This window comes from Acidiferrobacter sp., assembly GCF_054609335.1.
The window spans coordinates 65,752-80,681 of record NZ_JBTRWP010000006.1 but is presented as its reverse complement, the minus strand read 5'-3'; the positions used below and the strand labels follow the sequence as shown (position 1 = coordinate 80,681).

Annotated in this window: 12 protein-coding genes and 3 pseudogenes; all 15 read right to left on the bottom strand. The window is 65.1% G+C overall.

What is annotated here, in order from left to right:
• Positions 1-113 precede the first annotated feature (113 nt).
• The 15 genes and pseudogenes from ACYCTF_RS02810 to pheA all read right to left on the bottom strand — a co-directional run bounded on the left by ACYCTF_RS02810 (position 114) and on the right by pheA (position 14,927).
• Positions 114-1,022, bottom strand: a complete 909-nt coding sequence (locus ACYCTF_RS02810) for an NAD-dependent epimerase/dehydratase family protein (protein WP_461284518.1) — start codon at positions 1,020-1,022, stop codon at positions 114-116.
• Between the two features lie 10 nt (positions 1,023-1,032).
• The gene (locus ACYCTF_RS02805) at positions 1,033-2,817 is read right to left on the bottom strand and encodes an ABC transporter ATP-binding protein (protein WP_461283777.1); all 1,785 of its coding nucleotides are present in this window, start codon (positions 2,815-2,817) and stop codon (positions 1,033-1,035) included.
• A gap of 61 nt (positions 2,818-2,878) precedes the next feature.
• A pseudogene (locus ACYCTF_RS02800) lies at positions 2,879-3,230 on the bottom strand (cupin domain-containing protein); the annotation flags it as partial.
• Between the two features lie 69 nt (positions 3,231-3,299).
• Positions 3,300-3,512: pseudogene (locus ACYCTF_RS02795) on the bottom strand (sugar phosphate nucleotidyltransferase); the annotation flags it as partial.
• Between the two features lie 14 nt (positions 3,513-3,526).
• On the bottom strand, positions 3,527-4,525 hold the full coding sequence (rfaD, locus tag ACYCTF_RS02790) for an ADP-glyceromanno-heptose 6-epimerase (RefSeq protein WP_461283776.1): 999 nt from the start codon (positions 4,523-4,525) through the stop codon (positions 3,527-3,529).
• Entirely contained in the window at positions 4,522-5,457 is a 936-nt protein-coding gene (gene rfaE1, locus ACYCTF_RS02785; protein ID WP_461283787.1) for a D-glycero-beta-D-manno-heptose-7-phosphate kinase, read from the bottom strand. The genes rfaD and rfaE1 overlap by 4 nt, the downstream gene beginning before the upstream one ends.
• Positions 5,458-5,486: 29 nt before the next feature.
• Entirely contained in the window at positions 5,487-6,218 is a 732-nt protein-coding gene (pyrF, locus tag ACYCTF_RS02780; RefSeq protein WP_461283775.1) for an orotidine-5'-phosphate decarboxylase, read from the bottom strand.
• A complete protein-coding gene (gene lapB, locus ACYCTF_RS02775; protein WP_461284517.1) occupies positions 6,208-7,383 on the bottom strand; it encodes a lipopolysaccharide assembly protein LapB in 1,176 nt (391 codons plus the stop codon). Before lapB ends, pyrF begins: the two co-directional genes overlap by 11 nt.
• Positions 7,373-7,669, bottom strand: coding sequence for a LapA family protein (locus tag ACYCTF_RS02770; protein ID WP_461283773.1), 297 nt, complete (start codon positions 7,667-7,669; stop codon positions 7,373-7,375). Before ACYCTF_RS02770 ends, lapB begins: the two co-directional genes overlap by 11 nt.
• Before the next feature lie 88 nt (positions 7,670-7,757).
• Complete coding sequence (locus tag ACYCTF_RS02765; protein WP_461283772.1) at positions 7,758-8,036, bottom strand: integration host factor subunit beta; 279 nt, start codon at positions 8,034-8,036, stop codon at positions 7,758-7,760.
• A gap of 15 nt (positions 8,037-8,051) precedes the next feature.
• Positions 8,052-9,725, bottom strand: a complete 1,674-nt coding sequence (rpsA, locus tag ACYCTF_RS02760; RefSeq protein ID WP_461283771.1) for a 30S ribosomal protein S1 — start codon at positions 9,723-9,725, stop codon at positions 8,052-8,054.
• Between the two features lie 94 nt (positions 9,726-9,819).
• On the bottom strand, positions 9,820-10,488 hold the full coding sequence (cmk, locus tag ACYCTF_RS02755) for a (d)CMP kinase (RefSeq protein WP_461283770.1): 669 nt from the start codon (positions 10,486-10,488) through the stop codon (positions 9,820-9,822).
• Positions 10,485-12,660: pseudogene (aroA, locus tag ACYCTF_RS02750) on the bottom strand (3-phosphoshikimate 1-carboxyvinyltransferase). Before aroA ends, cmk begins: the two are co-directional and overlap by 4 nt.
• A 20-nt stretch (positions 12,661-12,680) precedes the next feature.
• Positions 12,681-13,784, bottom strand: a complete 1,104-nt coding sequence (hisC, locus tag ACYCTF_RS02745; protein ID WP_461283769.1) for a histidinol-phosphate transaminase — start codon at positions 13,782-13,784, stop codon at positions 12,681-12,683.
• 45 nt (positions 13,785-13,829) lie between these two features.
• Complete coding sequence (pheA, locus tag ACYCTF_RS02740; protein WP_461283768.1) at positions 13,830-14,927, bottom strand: prephenate dehydratase; 1,098 nt, start codon at positions 14,925-14,927, stop codon at positions 13,830-13,832.
• Between the last annotated feature and the right edge of the window lie 3 nt (positions 14,928-14,930).

The following is a 14,930-nucleotide window of genomic DNA, read 5'->3' as shown; positions in this document are numbered from 1 at the left end:
CACAACCTGCACCGGCGTGTGGCAAAACCGGGCGATGTCCGCCAAAAGACGTGCCACGAGCGCCCCCTGTCCGTGGCTCACAATCGAGACGGCGATACGCGGCGCGCCCTCCCTCACGGAACACCCCTGCCCGCGCGCCCGGCGTCCGCCATATCCGCCACCGCCTGCGCCAGGGAGTGGCGCGGGGCCATGCCCAGCGCCCCCCACACGCCGTCATCGCTACTCACACACGACTCGAGCAGGGGCGCAAGCGCGTGTGTGTCCCAGGGGCACGAGCGCCCCGTCCAGCGCGTCACGGCATCCCCGAACCGCGCGAGCGCCGTCACGACGCCTGCGGGCAGCGCCAAGCGTGCCGGGGGCCGTCGGAGCCCGACCCGCATCGCATCGTAGATCTCGCGCGCGGTATAGGGCGTCCCATCGGTCACGGTGTAGGTGGCGGTGGACGCTTGTCGCGGCACGAGTGCGACCAACACGCGCACGAGATCGTCGCGGTGCACGAGACTGCGTCGCGCAAGCCCGCGGGGGATCGGCACGGGCCACGGGTGATCCGCAAGACGCAGCAGGCGGTCCAGGTTGCCGCGCATACCCGGGCCATACACGAGCGCTGGGCGCACGATCGCGCAGGACGGCAATCCCGCGGCGCGCACCAGCTCCTCGGCGGCGCGTCGGCTATCGCCATACTCATCCTGCGCACACTCGGCCTTGATGCTGCTCACGAACACAAACCGCGCGACACCCGCGGCGCGGGCCTCGGCCAACAAGGCACGGGTACCCTCGACGGTGACTGCCCAGTGGTCCGCACCCGATGCGCGGGTATGGGCGACGCCCGCTAGGTGGATGACGGCATCGCAATCGGCGCAGACGCCGGCCAGCGACGTAGGTCGCGTCAGATCGGCCTGCCGCCAGTCGGTCAAGGGCCCGGGGCCGCGCCCCAGGCCGCACACCCCGTATCCGGCGGCCTCAAGGGCCGGCACAAGAGCCGCCCCGATGAAGCCCAAGGCCCCGGTCACGAGGACGCGCACCAAGCCTCCCTCACGCGGACTTGGCGGCGAGCGGCCCCCGCGCCCGGAAAAAATCATAGCGACGCGACAGTTCCGTGAACGTCCCGCGCGCCGTGATACGTCCGGCCTCAAGCAGTACGACCTCGTCGCAGCAGGCTACGGTACTCAGTCGATGGGCAATGACGATCATGGTCTTGGCGCCGGCCAGCGCATGGATGGCATCCGTCAGATCCGCCTCGGTGGGACCGTCAAGGGCGGCCGTGGCCTCGTCGAGCACCAGGATCGCGGGATCGTGGTACAAGGCGCGCGCGATCCCGAGGCGCTGGCGCTGCCCACCGGAAAGACGCACACCGCGGTCGCCGACCTCGGTATCGATCCCTTCGGGGAGCTCGTCTATGAAGTCTGCCATCTGCGCGATCCTGAGTGCACGCATCACGGCCTTGCGATCGATCTCCTCGCACGCCACGCCGAAGGCGACGTTCGCGGCGATGGTATCGTCAGCGAGATAGATCTGCTGGGGGACATAGCCGATCTGCCGCCGCCACGCCTTCAAAGCCCCTGGGCTCAAAGGGCTGCCATCCACAAGCACATCGCCGCGCCCCTGCAAGAGACCGAGCAGGACGTCGGCGAGCGTGGTCTTGCCGGCCCCCGAGGGACCCACAAACGCCACCGATGACCCCTTCATGATCGTCAAGTCCACGGCATCCAAGGCCTGCTGCACGCAGCCTGGGTAGGCGTAACTGAAGCCGCGCAAAGTGATCTCGTGGTCGAATATCAAGGGCGTATGCGTCTCGTCGCCCACTGACGCCCCGATCTCCTCGAGCGCGCCTGCGACGATGTCGATGGTCGCCCGATTGAAGCGTATCGACATCGCCGCGTTCAGCATCTTCGTGAGCGAGGGCATGAGCCGGAACACAGCCATCGCATACATCGCCATGAGCGGGATCGCCGCCTGCGGCTCGCGCAGGATCCACTCCGCGTACAGAAGGATGCTGATCAAACCGCCAAAGGCCAGCCCTTCGATGGCAAGCCGCGGCATGTGGGCGGTCACCATCTGCGCCGCGCTCGCCTCGCTGTAGCGGCGCGTAGCGTCCTCGTGCTGTAAGAGGAGCGGCCCTTGTCGGTCCAGCACGGTAAGATCCTTGATGGCCGAAAGCCCGGTCGCAGCATGACGAAACATGGCGGTCAGCGCCTCCTGTCGCACCCGTCCGAGACGCTCGTTGCGGGCGCGCGTGGCCCGGAATATCACCAGGAACGCGACCCCGAGCGCCCCGCCCACGCCGAGCGTAAGCCCAGGGCTCACCACGAGCAGTAGGCTGAATACGGCAAGCGACACCACCGACTCGCTCACGATCTGCAGACCCGGAAGCAGCACCCCCTCGGTCAAGACCGGGATCTCGCCCCGCACGTTTTTCAAAAGGTCGGTGCTATTGCGCGTCAAGTGGAAGACATAGGGCGCCGCCACGTAGCCCGCCAACAGACGATCGGCAAGATCCTTTTGTAGTCCATAGAGAAAACCGAACTGGCGGCGATAGCCGCGAGACACGACCAAAGCCTTGGTGCCTACGATCAGCAAGAGAAAAAAGGCGAGCGCCACCGCAAAGCCGCGTCCCGACGATATCCCGAGGAATCGATCGACCGCTTGCGCGGTGGGCATGGCCATCACCCGCTCCGGATGCACAAGAAACATGGCCACCGGCAATACGACCCCAACACCCAGCATCTCGAAGCCTGACGTGATCACCATCCAACCGAAAATCCGGGCCGCCTCGCGCCGCTCGCGCGGACGCAACAGACGCCAAAGTCTCGTTATCATCGCCTCCCCTCCGCCGACGCGATCCCTGCCATGGCCTCTTTGCTGGGATAAGGGCTCCGCCCTATCCGCCCACCGACGGCTCTATGCGCCGATAGATGTCCTCAAAACGAGTGATGTTGTCCTCCCCGAGATAACTCTCGGACTGCACCTCGATCATCTCAAGCGGTATCAGGCCCGGGTTCTCCAATCGGTGACGCACGTCCACTGGGATAGAGGTCGATTGGTTCTCGGTGACCAAGAACTCCTCGAAATCCCGCACCACCCGCGCCGTACCCTTGACCACAACCCAGTGCTCAGCGCGGTGGTAATGCATCTGCAGCGACAGCGCGGCGCCCGGCCTCACCATGATGCGTTTGACCTGAAAGCGTGTGCCGCTTATCCAAGCTTTCATAAAAACCCCAGGGGCGCCATACGCGACTTGGCGTGATACATTCGCTGCGCGCCATCGCTCTCAAGCCCCGAAGCCGGCTCCTTCGCCTCTCGCGCATCTGTTCGGCGATCAAAAAGCGGTATTCGCTGTTGCTCACGACCACAGGCGCGCCGAGATTGGAAAGCCCCTCCAGGCGCAGCACCGTCTCTTGCAGGAGGCTGCGCGTTCCGAAAAGTGGCAGCAGTTGCTTGGGATGATGATCGCGCGAGAGGGGCCAGAGCCTGCTCCCGCTTCCGCCACAAAGAATGACCGGATGAAGCTTCATGGTGGCGGTCTCCCTCACGACGACGAGCTTGCGGCCAAAAGCCGCTCCACATAGCGTCCCACGCCCTGCTCGACGTCATACGCGGGCGTGGCGTAGCCTGCGCCGCGCAAAGCGCCGACATCCGCCTGCGTGAAACTCTGATACTTGCCGGCCAAGGCCTCCGGAAACGGGATATAGGTAATGATCTCCCTTTTCACGAGATCATCGGTCGCAAGCGGCTCTTCGCCGTCGTGGCGCCTCAATGCGTTCACGGTCGCTGCGGCCACCTCGTTGAAGGTCTGCGCGCGTCCCGTGCCGACATTATAGATGCCACTCACATCCTTGTTGTCGAAGAAATGGAGGTTGATCTTCACCACATCCTCCACCGACACAAAGTCGCGGCGCTGCTCGCCGGGCGCATAGCCACCACTGGCACCGAACAAGCGCACCTGGCCCGTCCGCCGGTACTGATGGAAGAAATGGTAAGCGACTGACGCCATGCGGCCTTTGTGTTGCTCGCGCGACCCATACACGTTGAAGTACCGGAACCCGACTACCTGACAGGCAAGGCGCGCCTGTTGTCTCACATACTGATCGAACAAAAACTTCGAGTAACCATAGACGTTCAATGGGGACTCGACATCGCGTACCTCGCGGAACACGCGACCCGCGCCATAGACAGAGGCCGACGAGGCGTACAGAAACTGTGCCCCCTCGCGCTCACAAAAGGTAAGCAAGGCCTTCGAATACTCAAAATTATTGCGCATCATGTAGAGCCCGTCGTGGTTCATAGTGTCTGAACACGCACCCTCATGAAATATCGCCTCGACGCGGCCAGCGTAGGCACCTTTCTCGATATCCGACAGGAAATCCCGCTTGTCTCGATAATCGGCAATCTCGCAATCGGTAAGATTCAGGAACTTGTCGCCGTGCTCCAGATTGTCGACGACGATGATGTCGTGCCGACCGCGCTCATTCAATCCCTTGACGATGTTGGAGCCTATGAAACCAGCCCCGCCCGTGACTACGATCATGCCCCATCCTCCAAAGCCAAGGCTCGCGAGAGTTCCTCGCGCGGCACAGCCACTGCCCCCAAATGCCCAACTACGATACCGGCCGCGGCGTTTGCGACGTGTATGGCCTGCAGCAGGCTTGCCTGCGCCGCCAGCGCCGCGCCTACCATCGCAATCACCGTGTCGCCCGCCCCGGTCACGTCGTAAACCTCATGGGCCTTTGCCGGCACATGAGTACGCGGCCCGTTGCGCTCGAATAATGTCATGCCCTCCTCGCTGCGCGTGACGAGCAAGGCCTCCAGCGCCAGTTCTTCGATCAGGCCACGCGCCTTGCGTTCGAGGCCATCCTCGTCCTGGAAGCGCCCCGCCACCTGCTCGAACTCCTTGCGGTTGGGTGTGATGAGGGTTGCGCCGCGATAGGGACTGTAGTCGTCGCCCTTGGGATCGACCACCACCGGCAGGCCCGCCTTGCGGCCGAAAGCGACGATATCGCGCACATGATTCAGTCCACCCTTTCCATAGTCGGACACGATCACAGCCCCGGCATCGCTCAAGCCTTCCTTGTAAGCGGCGACGAGATCGCGGCAACCGTCGGGGGTGGCCTGGGTCTCGAAATCGATGCGAATCAGCTGCTGGTTGCGCGACACGACGCGCAGCTTCACGGTGGTGTTGACCAGGGGGTCGCGGACCAGGCGGTGCGCGACCCCGCAGGCGCCGAGCAAAGTCGCAAGCGAATCCGCCGCGGCGTCGTCACCGCAGAGCCCAATGAGGGTGCAGTGAGCGCCCAGCCCCGCGATATTCTGTGCCACATTGGCGGCCCCGCCCGGGCGCTCCTCGGCGCGCCCCACCGCCACCACGGGCACCGGGGCCTCGGGCGAGATGCGCTCCACGCCCCCGTACCAATAGCGGTCCAGCATCACATCCCCGACCACCGTCACCCGCGCGCGGGTCATGCGGTCCAAGACCGCCGAAAGGGAATTCGTCACGACGGCTCCTGGTTTTTCGATGCCTTGCGGGCGCCGGCCGCACGCACCTCACCGAGATACGCAGCGAGGGCCGCCGCCGGGTCCGGCGCCTCCGTCACGGGCCGGCCGATGACCAGATAGTCGGCGCCCGAGGCCAGCGCCTCGCTGATCGTCTGCGTACGCCTCTGATCGTCGGCCGCAGCGCCCTGGGGGCGGATACCCGGGGTGACCAGCACGAAACCGCCCGTGCGCAGATCCTGCAGATCGGACGCCTCGCGGCCCGAACACACGACCCCGTCGAGCCCCGCCTCGCGACAGGAGCGCGCCAGACTTCGCACCCGTTCCGCACTTGCCCCCAACCCCAAGGCCGCCACCTCCTCCGGGCTGTGGCTTGTAAGGATCGTGACGCCCACGAGCCGCGGCCCGCCTGTGGGAATCGCCCGGCGCGCCGCCTCAAGCATGCGCGGGCCCCCGAGGGCATGCACATTCACCATCCACACCCCAAGCTCCGCGGCGCGGGCACAGGCGCGGGCGACGGTATGGGGGATATCATGGAACTTGAGGTCCAGGAACACCTCGAAACCGAGGCCCTGCAGGGCCTGGACCACAGGGGGTCCCTCGGCGCAGAAAAGCTCGAGGCCCACCTTGACGCGGCACTGCGCGGGATCGAGGCTGCGCGCCGCACCAAGCGCGCCGCGCGCATCCGCAAAATCCAAGGCCACGATGATGACCGGGTCTTCAAACGACATCGTCCTCTCCCGATGGCGTGACGGTGTTCCAGCGGTGACAGCCCGGACACTGCCAGTGCAAGGACTGGCCCGAGAAACCGCACTGGTGACACAAATAGCGCCTGCGGCCCTCCACAATCTTTTCGATGATCCCCTTCAAGATCGCGAGATCCTCGCGCGACTCACCCGCGGCCTGCTCGACATGCAGCCCGATGAGGCGGTTTAGGCCGCGCACCGAGGGCTGCCTGCGCAGCCACGAGACGATAAAGGCCTCTGCGGCACGCAAACCCTCGCGACGCTCGATTACGTCCGCCAAGGCGAGTATGAGCGCGATGTCGCGATGTCGCCCCAGGGCCTCCTGGAAAAACCGATACAGCCCCTCTTCGTCGCCCACCGCCTGGTAGCTCTTGGCCAGCGCCTGCGCGACCTCACCCAGATACAGGGGATTTTGGATCTCGACGCGCCGCCAAGCCTTGATAGCGTCTTTATGGCGACCGAGATCGGCCTCGATATTACCAAGAACCATACTCGCCCGCACACACGCCTTGTCGCTCTGGAGCGCCCGTCTGGCCTGTTCGCGCGCCACGTCATGCTCGTTGCGCTTATAGGCCTCCTCGGCCAATTCGCAATAATACTGGGCGATCACGTCATTCAATCCGGGGCCCCCGGCCCGCCCGAGCCTACGGCATACGCTGATGGCCTTTTCCCAGTCCCGCTCCTGCTGGTAGATATGCATGAGGAGCCGCAAGGCCTCCTCATTGTGCAATCGGATCTCAGCGAGTTCCAAAAACAGGTTCTCAGCGCGATCCAAAAGACCCGCCTTCAGGTAATCCTGTCCGAGCTCGAGCAGTGCGCGCGCCCGCTGGTCGCGGTCGAGCGCGGGGCGGGCGATGATGTTCTGGTGGACGCGTATCGCGCGCTCGACCTCTCCGCGCCGGCGGAACAGACTTCCGAGAGCGAGATGGGTCTCGACCGTCTCGGAGTTGACCTCCAGGACCTTAATGAAGATCTCGATGGCCTTGTCGGCCTGTTCGTTCAGGAGGAAGTTCAGGCCTTTGAAGTAGGCGGTCGGCAGATCCTTGCGCGCCCGGTGGCGCCTCTGATCATAGCGCGCCGCCACCCACCCGGAACCGGCCGCCACCGGCAGCAGCAGCCAGATCAGTACCGAGGCGTGCTCAAAGAACATCTTTTATGGGCAAAGCGCGCAGGTTCGCGACCTCCTGTTCCATCTGGCGCACCTGCTTGCGAGCCACGCCGAGCTGGCGGCGCAGACGCACCAAACGATTCAGGCTCGCCATGAAACCCACAATGATGCCCATCACAAGGACCACGACCAGGACGAGGGCCAGCGGCGCCTGCCACGCGAGCCCCCCGTAGTAACGCACCGTCACATCGGCGGCATTCTTATACGCGAATCCCAGGGCAATAAAAACCACCAGAATCGCGATCGAGCCATACAGGACCCGCTTCATGGTGAAGGCTACCCCCTTGCAAAAAAAACGGCACGGGCGCCCCGCCCATGCCGCTCTTCTTTCTTTATTCGCGCCACACGCGATGGGCTTACTGATCAACCCGCTCGCGCAACTCCTTGCCCGGCTTGAAGTGCGGGACGCGACGATCCGGAACGTGCACGCTCACCCCAGTCTTCGGGTTGCGCCCGAGCCGCGCCGGACGGTGGTGCAGGGAGAAACTCCCGAACCCCCGCACCTCGATGCGCTCACCGGCCTGCAGCGCACTCGACATGCGCTCCAAAAGGCCCTTTACCGCAAGCTCGACGTCCCGCTGATCCAACTGCGGCTGAGTCGCCGCCAGGCTCTGAATGAGTTCGGACTTCGTCATCGCGCTAAAGCCCCATCACTCCTTTTGCCCGAGCTTCTCTTTCAGTTTATCACCAAGAGACGAGGTTGCCACAGGCGCCTTGCGGGTGTATTCCTGAACGGCCTCATTCTCACGTTCCATGTCCTTGGCGCGCACAGACAGCGTAATCTTGCGGTTCTTGCGGTCTATGGTCATGACCTTGGCCTCGACCGTATCCCCGTCCTTCAGGACCGCACGCGCATCCTCGATACGCTCGCGCGAGGCCTCGGCGGCGCGCAGATAACCCTCGACGTCATCAGAAAGCTTGATGGTCGCACCCTTGGCATCCACCGCTGTCACGACCCCCGTCACCACGGCACCCTTGCCGTTTTCGGCGCAGTAATTATTGAAGGGGTCGCCCTCCATCTGCTTCACGCCGAGCGAGATCCGCTCGCGTTCGGGGTCGACCGCCAATACCACCGCCTCCAGCTCGTCGCCCTTCTTCAGGTCGCGCACCGCCTCTTCGCCGGCGCGGCTCCATGACAGATCGGTGAGGTGGATCAGGCCGTCGATGCCGCCTTCAAGGCCGACAAAAACGCCAAAGTCAGTGATCGACTTGATCTGACCCTTCACGAGATCGCCCTTGTTATGCGAAGTGGCGAACTCTTCCCAGGGATTCGGCTGGCACTGCTTGATGCCAAGCGATATGCGGCGGCGCTCCTCGTCGATATCGAGGATCATCGCCTCGACCTCATCGCCAAGCTGCACGATCTTGGTCGGATGCACATTCTTGTTGGTCCAATCCATCTCCGAGACATGGACCAAGCCCTCGACCCCTTCCTCGATTTCGACGAAAGCGCCGTAATCGGTGATGTTGGTGACCTTACCGAAGATGCGGGTACCGATCGGGTAACGGCGGGCGAGATCCACCCACGGATCGTCGCCGAGCTGCTTCAGGCCCAGAGAGACGCGGTTACGCTCGCGGTCGAAGCGCAAGACCTTGGCCTCCACCTCATCGCCGATATTGAGCATCTCCGAGGGGTGCTTGACGCGCTTCCAGGCGAGGTCGGTGATATGCAGGAGGCCGTCCACACCGCCCAGATCAACGAACGCGCCGTAATCGGTGAGGTTCTTGACGATACCCTTGACGACCTGGCCTTCCTCGAGATTGGCGAGCAGCTGATCGCGCTCGGCCGATATCTCGTTTTCCACGACCGCGCGCCGTGATACCACCACGTTATTACGCTTGCGGTCGAGCTTGATGACCTTGAACTCGAGTTCCTTGCCTTCGAGGTAGGACGGGTCGCGCACCGGACGCACATCGACCAGGGAGCCCGGCAGGAAGGCCCGGATGGTGTCGATAGCGATGGTGAAGCCGCCCTTGACCTTGCCGGTCATGATACCAGTCACGACGCTCTGCTTCTCGAAGGCCTCTTCCAACACATCCCAAGCCTTCACGCGACAGGCCTTCTCGCGCGACAGGCGGGTCTGGCCGAAGCCGTCCTCCATGTATTCGATGACCACCTCGATCCGGTCACCGACCTTGGCGCCGATCTCGCCCGTGGCGTTGCGGAACTGTTCTGTCGGGATCACGCCTTCCGACTTCAGGCCGGCGTTGACCACCACGACCTCGTCGTCGACATACACGACCTCGCCCACGACGAGGCTGCCGGGACGCATCTGACAGGACTGCATGCTCTCTTCAAACAATTCGGCAAAGCTTTGGCTCATGAATCTCTCTGGCGTCTAGGCCCCAAAAAGCAGGGCGGGTTGGCCGGCAACGATAACCGGACGATTGATCTTCGATTCGGCGGAGGGATAAAAGTCACTGCCGGCTTTTCGCCATGGCGAGCACCCGGTCAACCACTTCCTGCAGCCCGAGGGCCGACGAGTCGAGCACGACGGCATCCCCTGCGGGCTTGAGCGGTGCGACGGCGCGGCTGGCATCCCGCTCGTCCCGCTCCCGAATCTCCTGTATAAGCTGCGAGAGCGTAACACCGAAGCCCTTCGCCTTCAACTGATCATAGCGCCGCTGGGCTCGGACCTCGGCGCTCGCCGTGAGGAACACCTTCAAAAAGGCGTCCGGAAACACATGACTGCCCATGTCGCGACCGTCGGCCACGAGCCCCGGCGGCCTGCGCGCCACGCGCTGACGATCCAGCAGGGCTTCGCGCACGGACCCCAGGGCGGCGAGCCGGGATGCGGCATTGGCGGCCTCAGGGCTGCGCAGCAAGGCACCACATTCGCGTCCGTTGGCGAACACCGCGGGCTCGTCACCGGCGGCCGCGACAAAACGCAGGTCGAGCGTAGCCGCGAGATCGCGCAGGCGCGCCTCGTTATCGCACGCGATACCCCCCCACGCAGCGGCAAGCCCCAAGGCCCGGTAGACCGCCCCGCTATCGAGGTAGTGCCAGCCGAGCCGTGCGGCTACCGCCATGCCGACCGCGCCCTTGCCGGAGCCCGAGGGGCCGTCGATGGCCAGCACCGGTATCATGACGCGCTCGTCTCGAGATCGAATCCGACCGCCCGCGCGCAGGCCACGAAACCCGGAAACGAGGTCGCCACATTACGGCAGTCGCGCACACGAACCGGTGCTGTGGCACGCAGGCCCGCGACCGCGAAGGCCATGGCGACACGGTGGTCGCCCCCGGAGTCGATCACGCCACCGGAGAGCCCGCCGCCTCGGATTGTAAGGCCGTCCGGACGCTCCTCCACGGCGACGCCAAGCGCCTTCAGACCGCGCGCCATGACCGCCAGGCGGTCACTCTCCTTGACCCGCAACTCCTCGGCGCCGCGCAAAGTCGTGACGCCCTCGGCGCAGGCGGCGGCCACGAACAGGGCCGGGAATTCGTCTATGGCCAGAGGGACAAGTTCCGGCGGTATGGCGATACCATGTAGGGGCTGCGCGTGCACGACGAGATCGGCGACCGGCTCACCGCTGTCCACGACCTCGTTTTCCTGCTCGATGCGCGCCCCCATGGCCCGCAGGATGTCGATGACGCCGCGGCGCGTGGGATTGATCCCGACCCGCTTGAGTCGCACGCAGGACCCCGGGACTATGCTGGCTGCGACCAAGAAGAAGGCCGCCGACGACAGGTCCGCCGGCACATCGAGACGGACCGCATGCAGCGGGCCTCGCCCTCCCTCAAGCGACACTGTGGCGCCATCGCACGTCACGGGATAACCAAAGCCCGCGAGCATGCGTTCGCTATGGTCGCGGCTCGGCGCGGGCTCAATCACAGTCGTGCGCCCCTGGGCATAGAGGCCCGCCAAAAGGATGGCAGACTTCACTTGGGCGCTCGCCACCGGCAAACGGTATTCGATGCCCGACAGCGGGCGGCCGCCCACGATATGGAGGGGCGGGCGCCCGCCCTCCCCGGTCTCGATCACAGCCCCCATCATCCGCAGCGGGGCCGCCACCCGTTCCATGGGGCGGCGCATGAGTGATTCGTCGCCCACAAGACGCGTACCGAAAGGCTGCGCCGCCAAGAGGCCCGCCAAAAGTCGCATACTGGTGCCCGAATTGCCAAGATCCAAGGGTCCGAGCGGGGCCTGCAGGCCATACAGACCCACGCCCTCCACCACCAGACGGCCCTCATGCGGGCCTTCGATAGAGACCCCGAGCGCCCGAAAGGCGGCAACCGTCCCCAAGACGTCCTCACCCTCCAAGAGACCCGTGATCTCGCTGCGCCCCTGGGCCAGGGCACCCAGGATCACAGCACGGTGCGAGATCGACTTGTCGCCAGCCACGGTGATCGTCCCGGACAGCGGCCCCTTCGCCTTCACCGTGTAATCAATGCTCGCCATCGGCGACCTCCTTCATCAAACCGGCACGAAACGCGCGGGCGTTCGCGAAATGCGCCATGAGACCCTCGAAATCGCCGCTTGTAAGCGCGTCGCTCAAGCACGCCAGGCGCTCGGCGAAGGCCGCGAGCGCGGGCCCGAGGAACGTAGCATTGGCCGCGCAGACGTCCCGCCACATCAGGGGGTCGCTGCCTGCGATGCGCAAAAAGTCCTTGAGTCCGCTGCCTACGAAGGGCGCGAGCGCCACGGCCGATTCCTCAGCCGCAAGGAGTTCCCCGCAGGCGAAGGCGAGGAGGTGCGGGAGATGGCTCGTGTAGGCCACGAGCCTGTCATGGGTCGTGGGGTCGGCGAGGACCACGCGGGCGCGCGCCGCCTCCCACATGGCCCGCACAGAGTCCATGGCGTCCTCCGCCGTGATCTCGGTCGGGGTCAAGATGACACTGCGTCCGGCGAAGAGGTCAGCGCGCGCGGATGCGGGCCCCGAGCACTCGCTGCCGGCCATGGGATGGCCGGGCACATAGCGCGCCAGACCCCTGTCCCGTCCGATGGCCGCCAAGGAACCCTTGGCACTGCCCATATCCGTGATGATCACCTGCGGACCTGCATTGCGCGCCGCGCGCACCAAAAGATCCGGCAGAGTGCCAAGCGGCGTCGCGAGCACCACAATATCGGCGTCGCCCACTGCCGCCTCCAGACCCTGGGCGTCATCGATCAGGCCGCGCGAGCGCGCCTCTTCCAGCGCCGCGGGATCGGCATCCACCCCTACGATCCGCTCGGCGAAGTGCGCCTCCCGCAAGGCCGCCGCAAGCGACCCGCCCATGAGGCCCACGCCGACGATCACAAGCCGTCTCTGGACGCGCATGGGCGGCCGCGCATCCCGACTCACCGAGCCCCCACCACTTCGGCCAGGGCGCGTAAAAGGCGCGTGTTTTCCTCGGGACGGCCGACCGTGATCCGCAAATGCCGCGGCATGCCATAGGGCTTGAGCGGCCGCACAATGACCCCCTGGCGCAGCAAGGCATCATAAATGGGCGCGGCATCCCCCACCTCGGCACACACGAAGTTGCCGGCCGACGGCAGGACCGCAAGACCCATCCCTCCGAGCGCGCGCACAAGCGCTGCCCGCTCGGTGGTGTTCGCCACCCGCATCCGCTCCACATAGTCGTCATCATCGAGGGCCGCTACGGCCGCCGCCTGGGCGACAAGATTCACATTGAAGGGCTGGCGCAGCCGATTCATGAGCTCCGCGATCGCGGCATCCGACACGGCGTAACCGACTCGCAGACCCGCAAGCCCATGGATCTTGGAGAAGGTTCGCACGACAACTAGGTTCGGGTAGCGCGCAAGGAAGGCGCAGCCGTCGGGATGATCCAGGTCATCGACATATTCCCGATAGGCCTCGTCCAGCACTACGATGGTGGACTTCGGCACGACCGCAAGAAAGGCCGCGAGCGCCTCCCGGTCGAACCACGTCCCGGTCGGGTTATTGGGGTTGGCGAGGAATACCATGCGCACGCTCGGACTCAAGGCCGCGGCCATCGCCGCCAGGTCGTGGGCATAGTCGCGCGATGGCACCTGGATCATCTGCGCCCCGAGCCCCCGCACGCTGATCGGATAGGCGGCGAAAGCGTACTGATCGCAGATGGCGGTCTCTCCCGGGGACAGGAAGGTGCGCGCGATAAGCTCCAGGACGTCGTTGGATCCGTTGCCGAGGGTAATCTGCCGCTCCGAGACCCCAAGGCGCCCTGCCAAGGCCCGTTTCAGAGTGAAGCCGCCGCCGTCGGGGTAGCGCTCCATCTGCGCGAGCGCCGCGCTGGCGGCGGCGCGCGCCTTGGGGCCCGCGCCATAGGGATTCTCGTTCGAGGCAAGCTTGATGGCCCCCGTCACACCGAACTCGCGTTCGAGCTCTTCTATGGGTTTGCCCGGCTGATACGGCACAAGGCCACGGACGCCGGGGACCGCCAAGATCAGGGGATCACACGCCATTTACAATCGCTCTCTCATTATGATTGAGATCGGCTTGGTGCCGTCCTAGACGGCCTGAGGATAAGACCCGAGACGCCGCACGACGCTGCCGTCACGCTCGAGCTCGGCCAGCGCCTCTTGGATCGCCGGGTCCTTCTCGTGGCCCGCAACATCCACGAAAAACACATACTCCCAAAGAGCGCGGCGGGCCGGCCGCGACTCTATGCGTAGCAGGCTGATGCCGCGACGGGCGAACGGCTCAAGCAGCGCATGCAGAGAACCCGAGGTGTGCGGGGCTGTGAGCAAGAGGCTGGTCTTGTCCAGCCCGCTCGCGCCCACAGGACTGCGCCCGATCACGAAAAACCGTGTGGCATTGTCGGGGGTGTCTTCGATGTTCGACGCCAGGATAGGCACGCCCCAGTGGGCGGCCGCCTCGCGCGAAGCAATGGCCGCGAGCTTGGGCTCATCGACCGCGCGGCGCGCAGCCTCGGCGTTGTTGGACACCGCCACTTGCTCGCAATGGCGCAGATGGCGCTCTATCCATTCCCGGCATTGGGCAAGCGCCTGGGGATGGGCGGCCACCCGCTCGATCTCGTCGAGCGCGCCCGCGCGAGAGAGGAGCTGATGATGGACCCGCAGCACCACCTCGCCTACGATCACAAGCGGCGAACGCATGAGCAAGTCATGCGTGTGACTCACAATCCCTTCCGCCGAGTTCTCGACCGGCACGACCCCGAAATCCGCGGTCTTGGCCTCGATGGCGCGGAACACCTCAGCAATCGTAGCCAAAGGCACCGCCGCGACCGCGCCCCCGAAGTGCTTGCGCAGGGCCGCCTCCGTAAAGCTCCCCTCGGGCCCGAAATACGCCACGGTCAGGGTGTGCTCGAGGGCCAGACAGGCCCCCATGATCTCCCGGAAGATACGCAGGACATCAGCTTCCGGCAGCGGCCCCTGATGGCGCGCGCGGACCTTCGCCAACACCTGACGTTCGCGCTCCGGCCGATAGAACACAGGCTCGCCGTCGGCAGATTCTTTGATTTTCGCGATCGCCTGGGCGGCGTGTGCGCGCTCGGCGAGCAACTCCTGGAGCTTTTCATCGATGGCGTCTATCCGCGCACGATGCTCATCAAGTCGCCACTGCGGATCGTCGGCGCGCTCGGACACGGC

Coding starts and splice junctions, on each gene's coding strand:
- ACYCTF_RS02805 (WP_461283777.1), bottom strand. CDS start 2,817: ATGATAACGAGACTTTGGCGTCTGTTGCGTCCGCGCGAGCGGCGCGAG.
- rfaD (WP_461283776.1), bottom strand. CDS start 4,525: ATGATCGTAGTCACGGGCGGGGCTGGTTTCATAGGCTCCAACATCGTC.
- rfaE1 (WP_461283787.1), bottom strand. CDS start 5,457: ATGACCCGCGCGCGGGTGACGGTGGTCGGGGATGTGATGCTGGACCGC.
- pyrF (WP_461283775.1), bottom strand. CDS start 6,218: ATGTCGTTTGAAGACCCGGTCATCATCGTGGCCTTGGATTTTGCGGAT.
- lapB (WP_461284517.1), bottom strand. CDS start 7,383: ATGTTCTTTGAGCACGCCTCGGTACTGATCTGGCTGCTGCTGCCGGTG.
- ACYCTF_RS02770 (WP_461283773.1), bottom strand. CDS start 7,669: ATGAAGCGGGTCCTGTATGGCTCGATCGCGATTCTGGTGGTTTTTATT.
- ACYCTF_RS02765 (WP_461283772.1), bottom strand. CDS start 8,036: ATGACGAAGTCCGAACTCATTCAGAGCCTGGCGGCGACTCAGCCGCAG.
- rpsA (WP_461283771.1), bottom strand. CDS start 9,725: ATGAGCCAAAGCTTTGCCGAATTGTTTGAAGAGAGCATGCAGTCCTGT.
- cmk (WP_461283770.1), bottom strand. CDS start 10,488: ATGATACCGGTGCTGGCCATCGACGGCCCCTCGGGCTCCGGCAAGGGC.
- hisC (WP_461283769.1), bottom strand. CDS start 13,784: ATGGCGTGTGATCCCCTGATCTTGGCGGTCCCCGGCGTCCGTGGCCTT.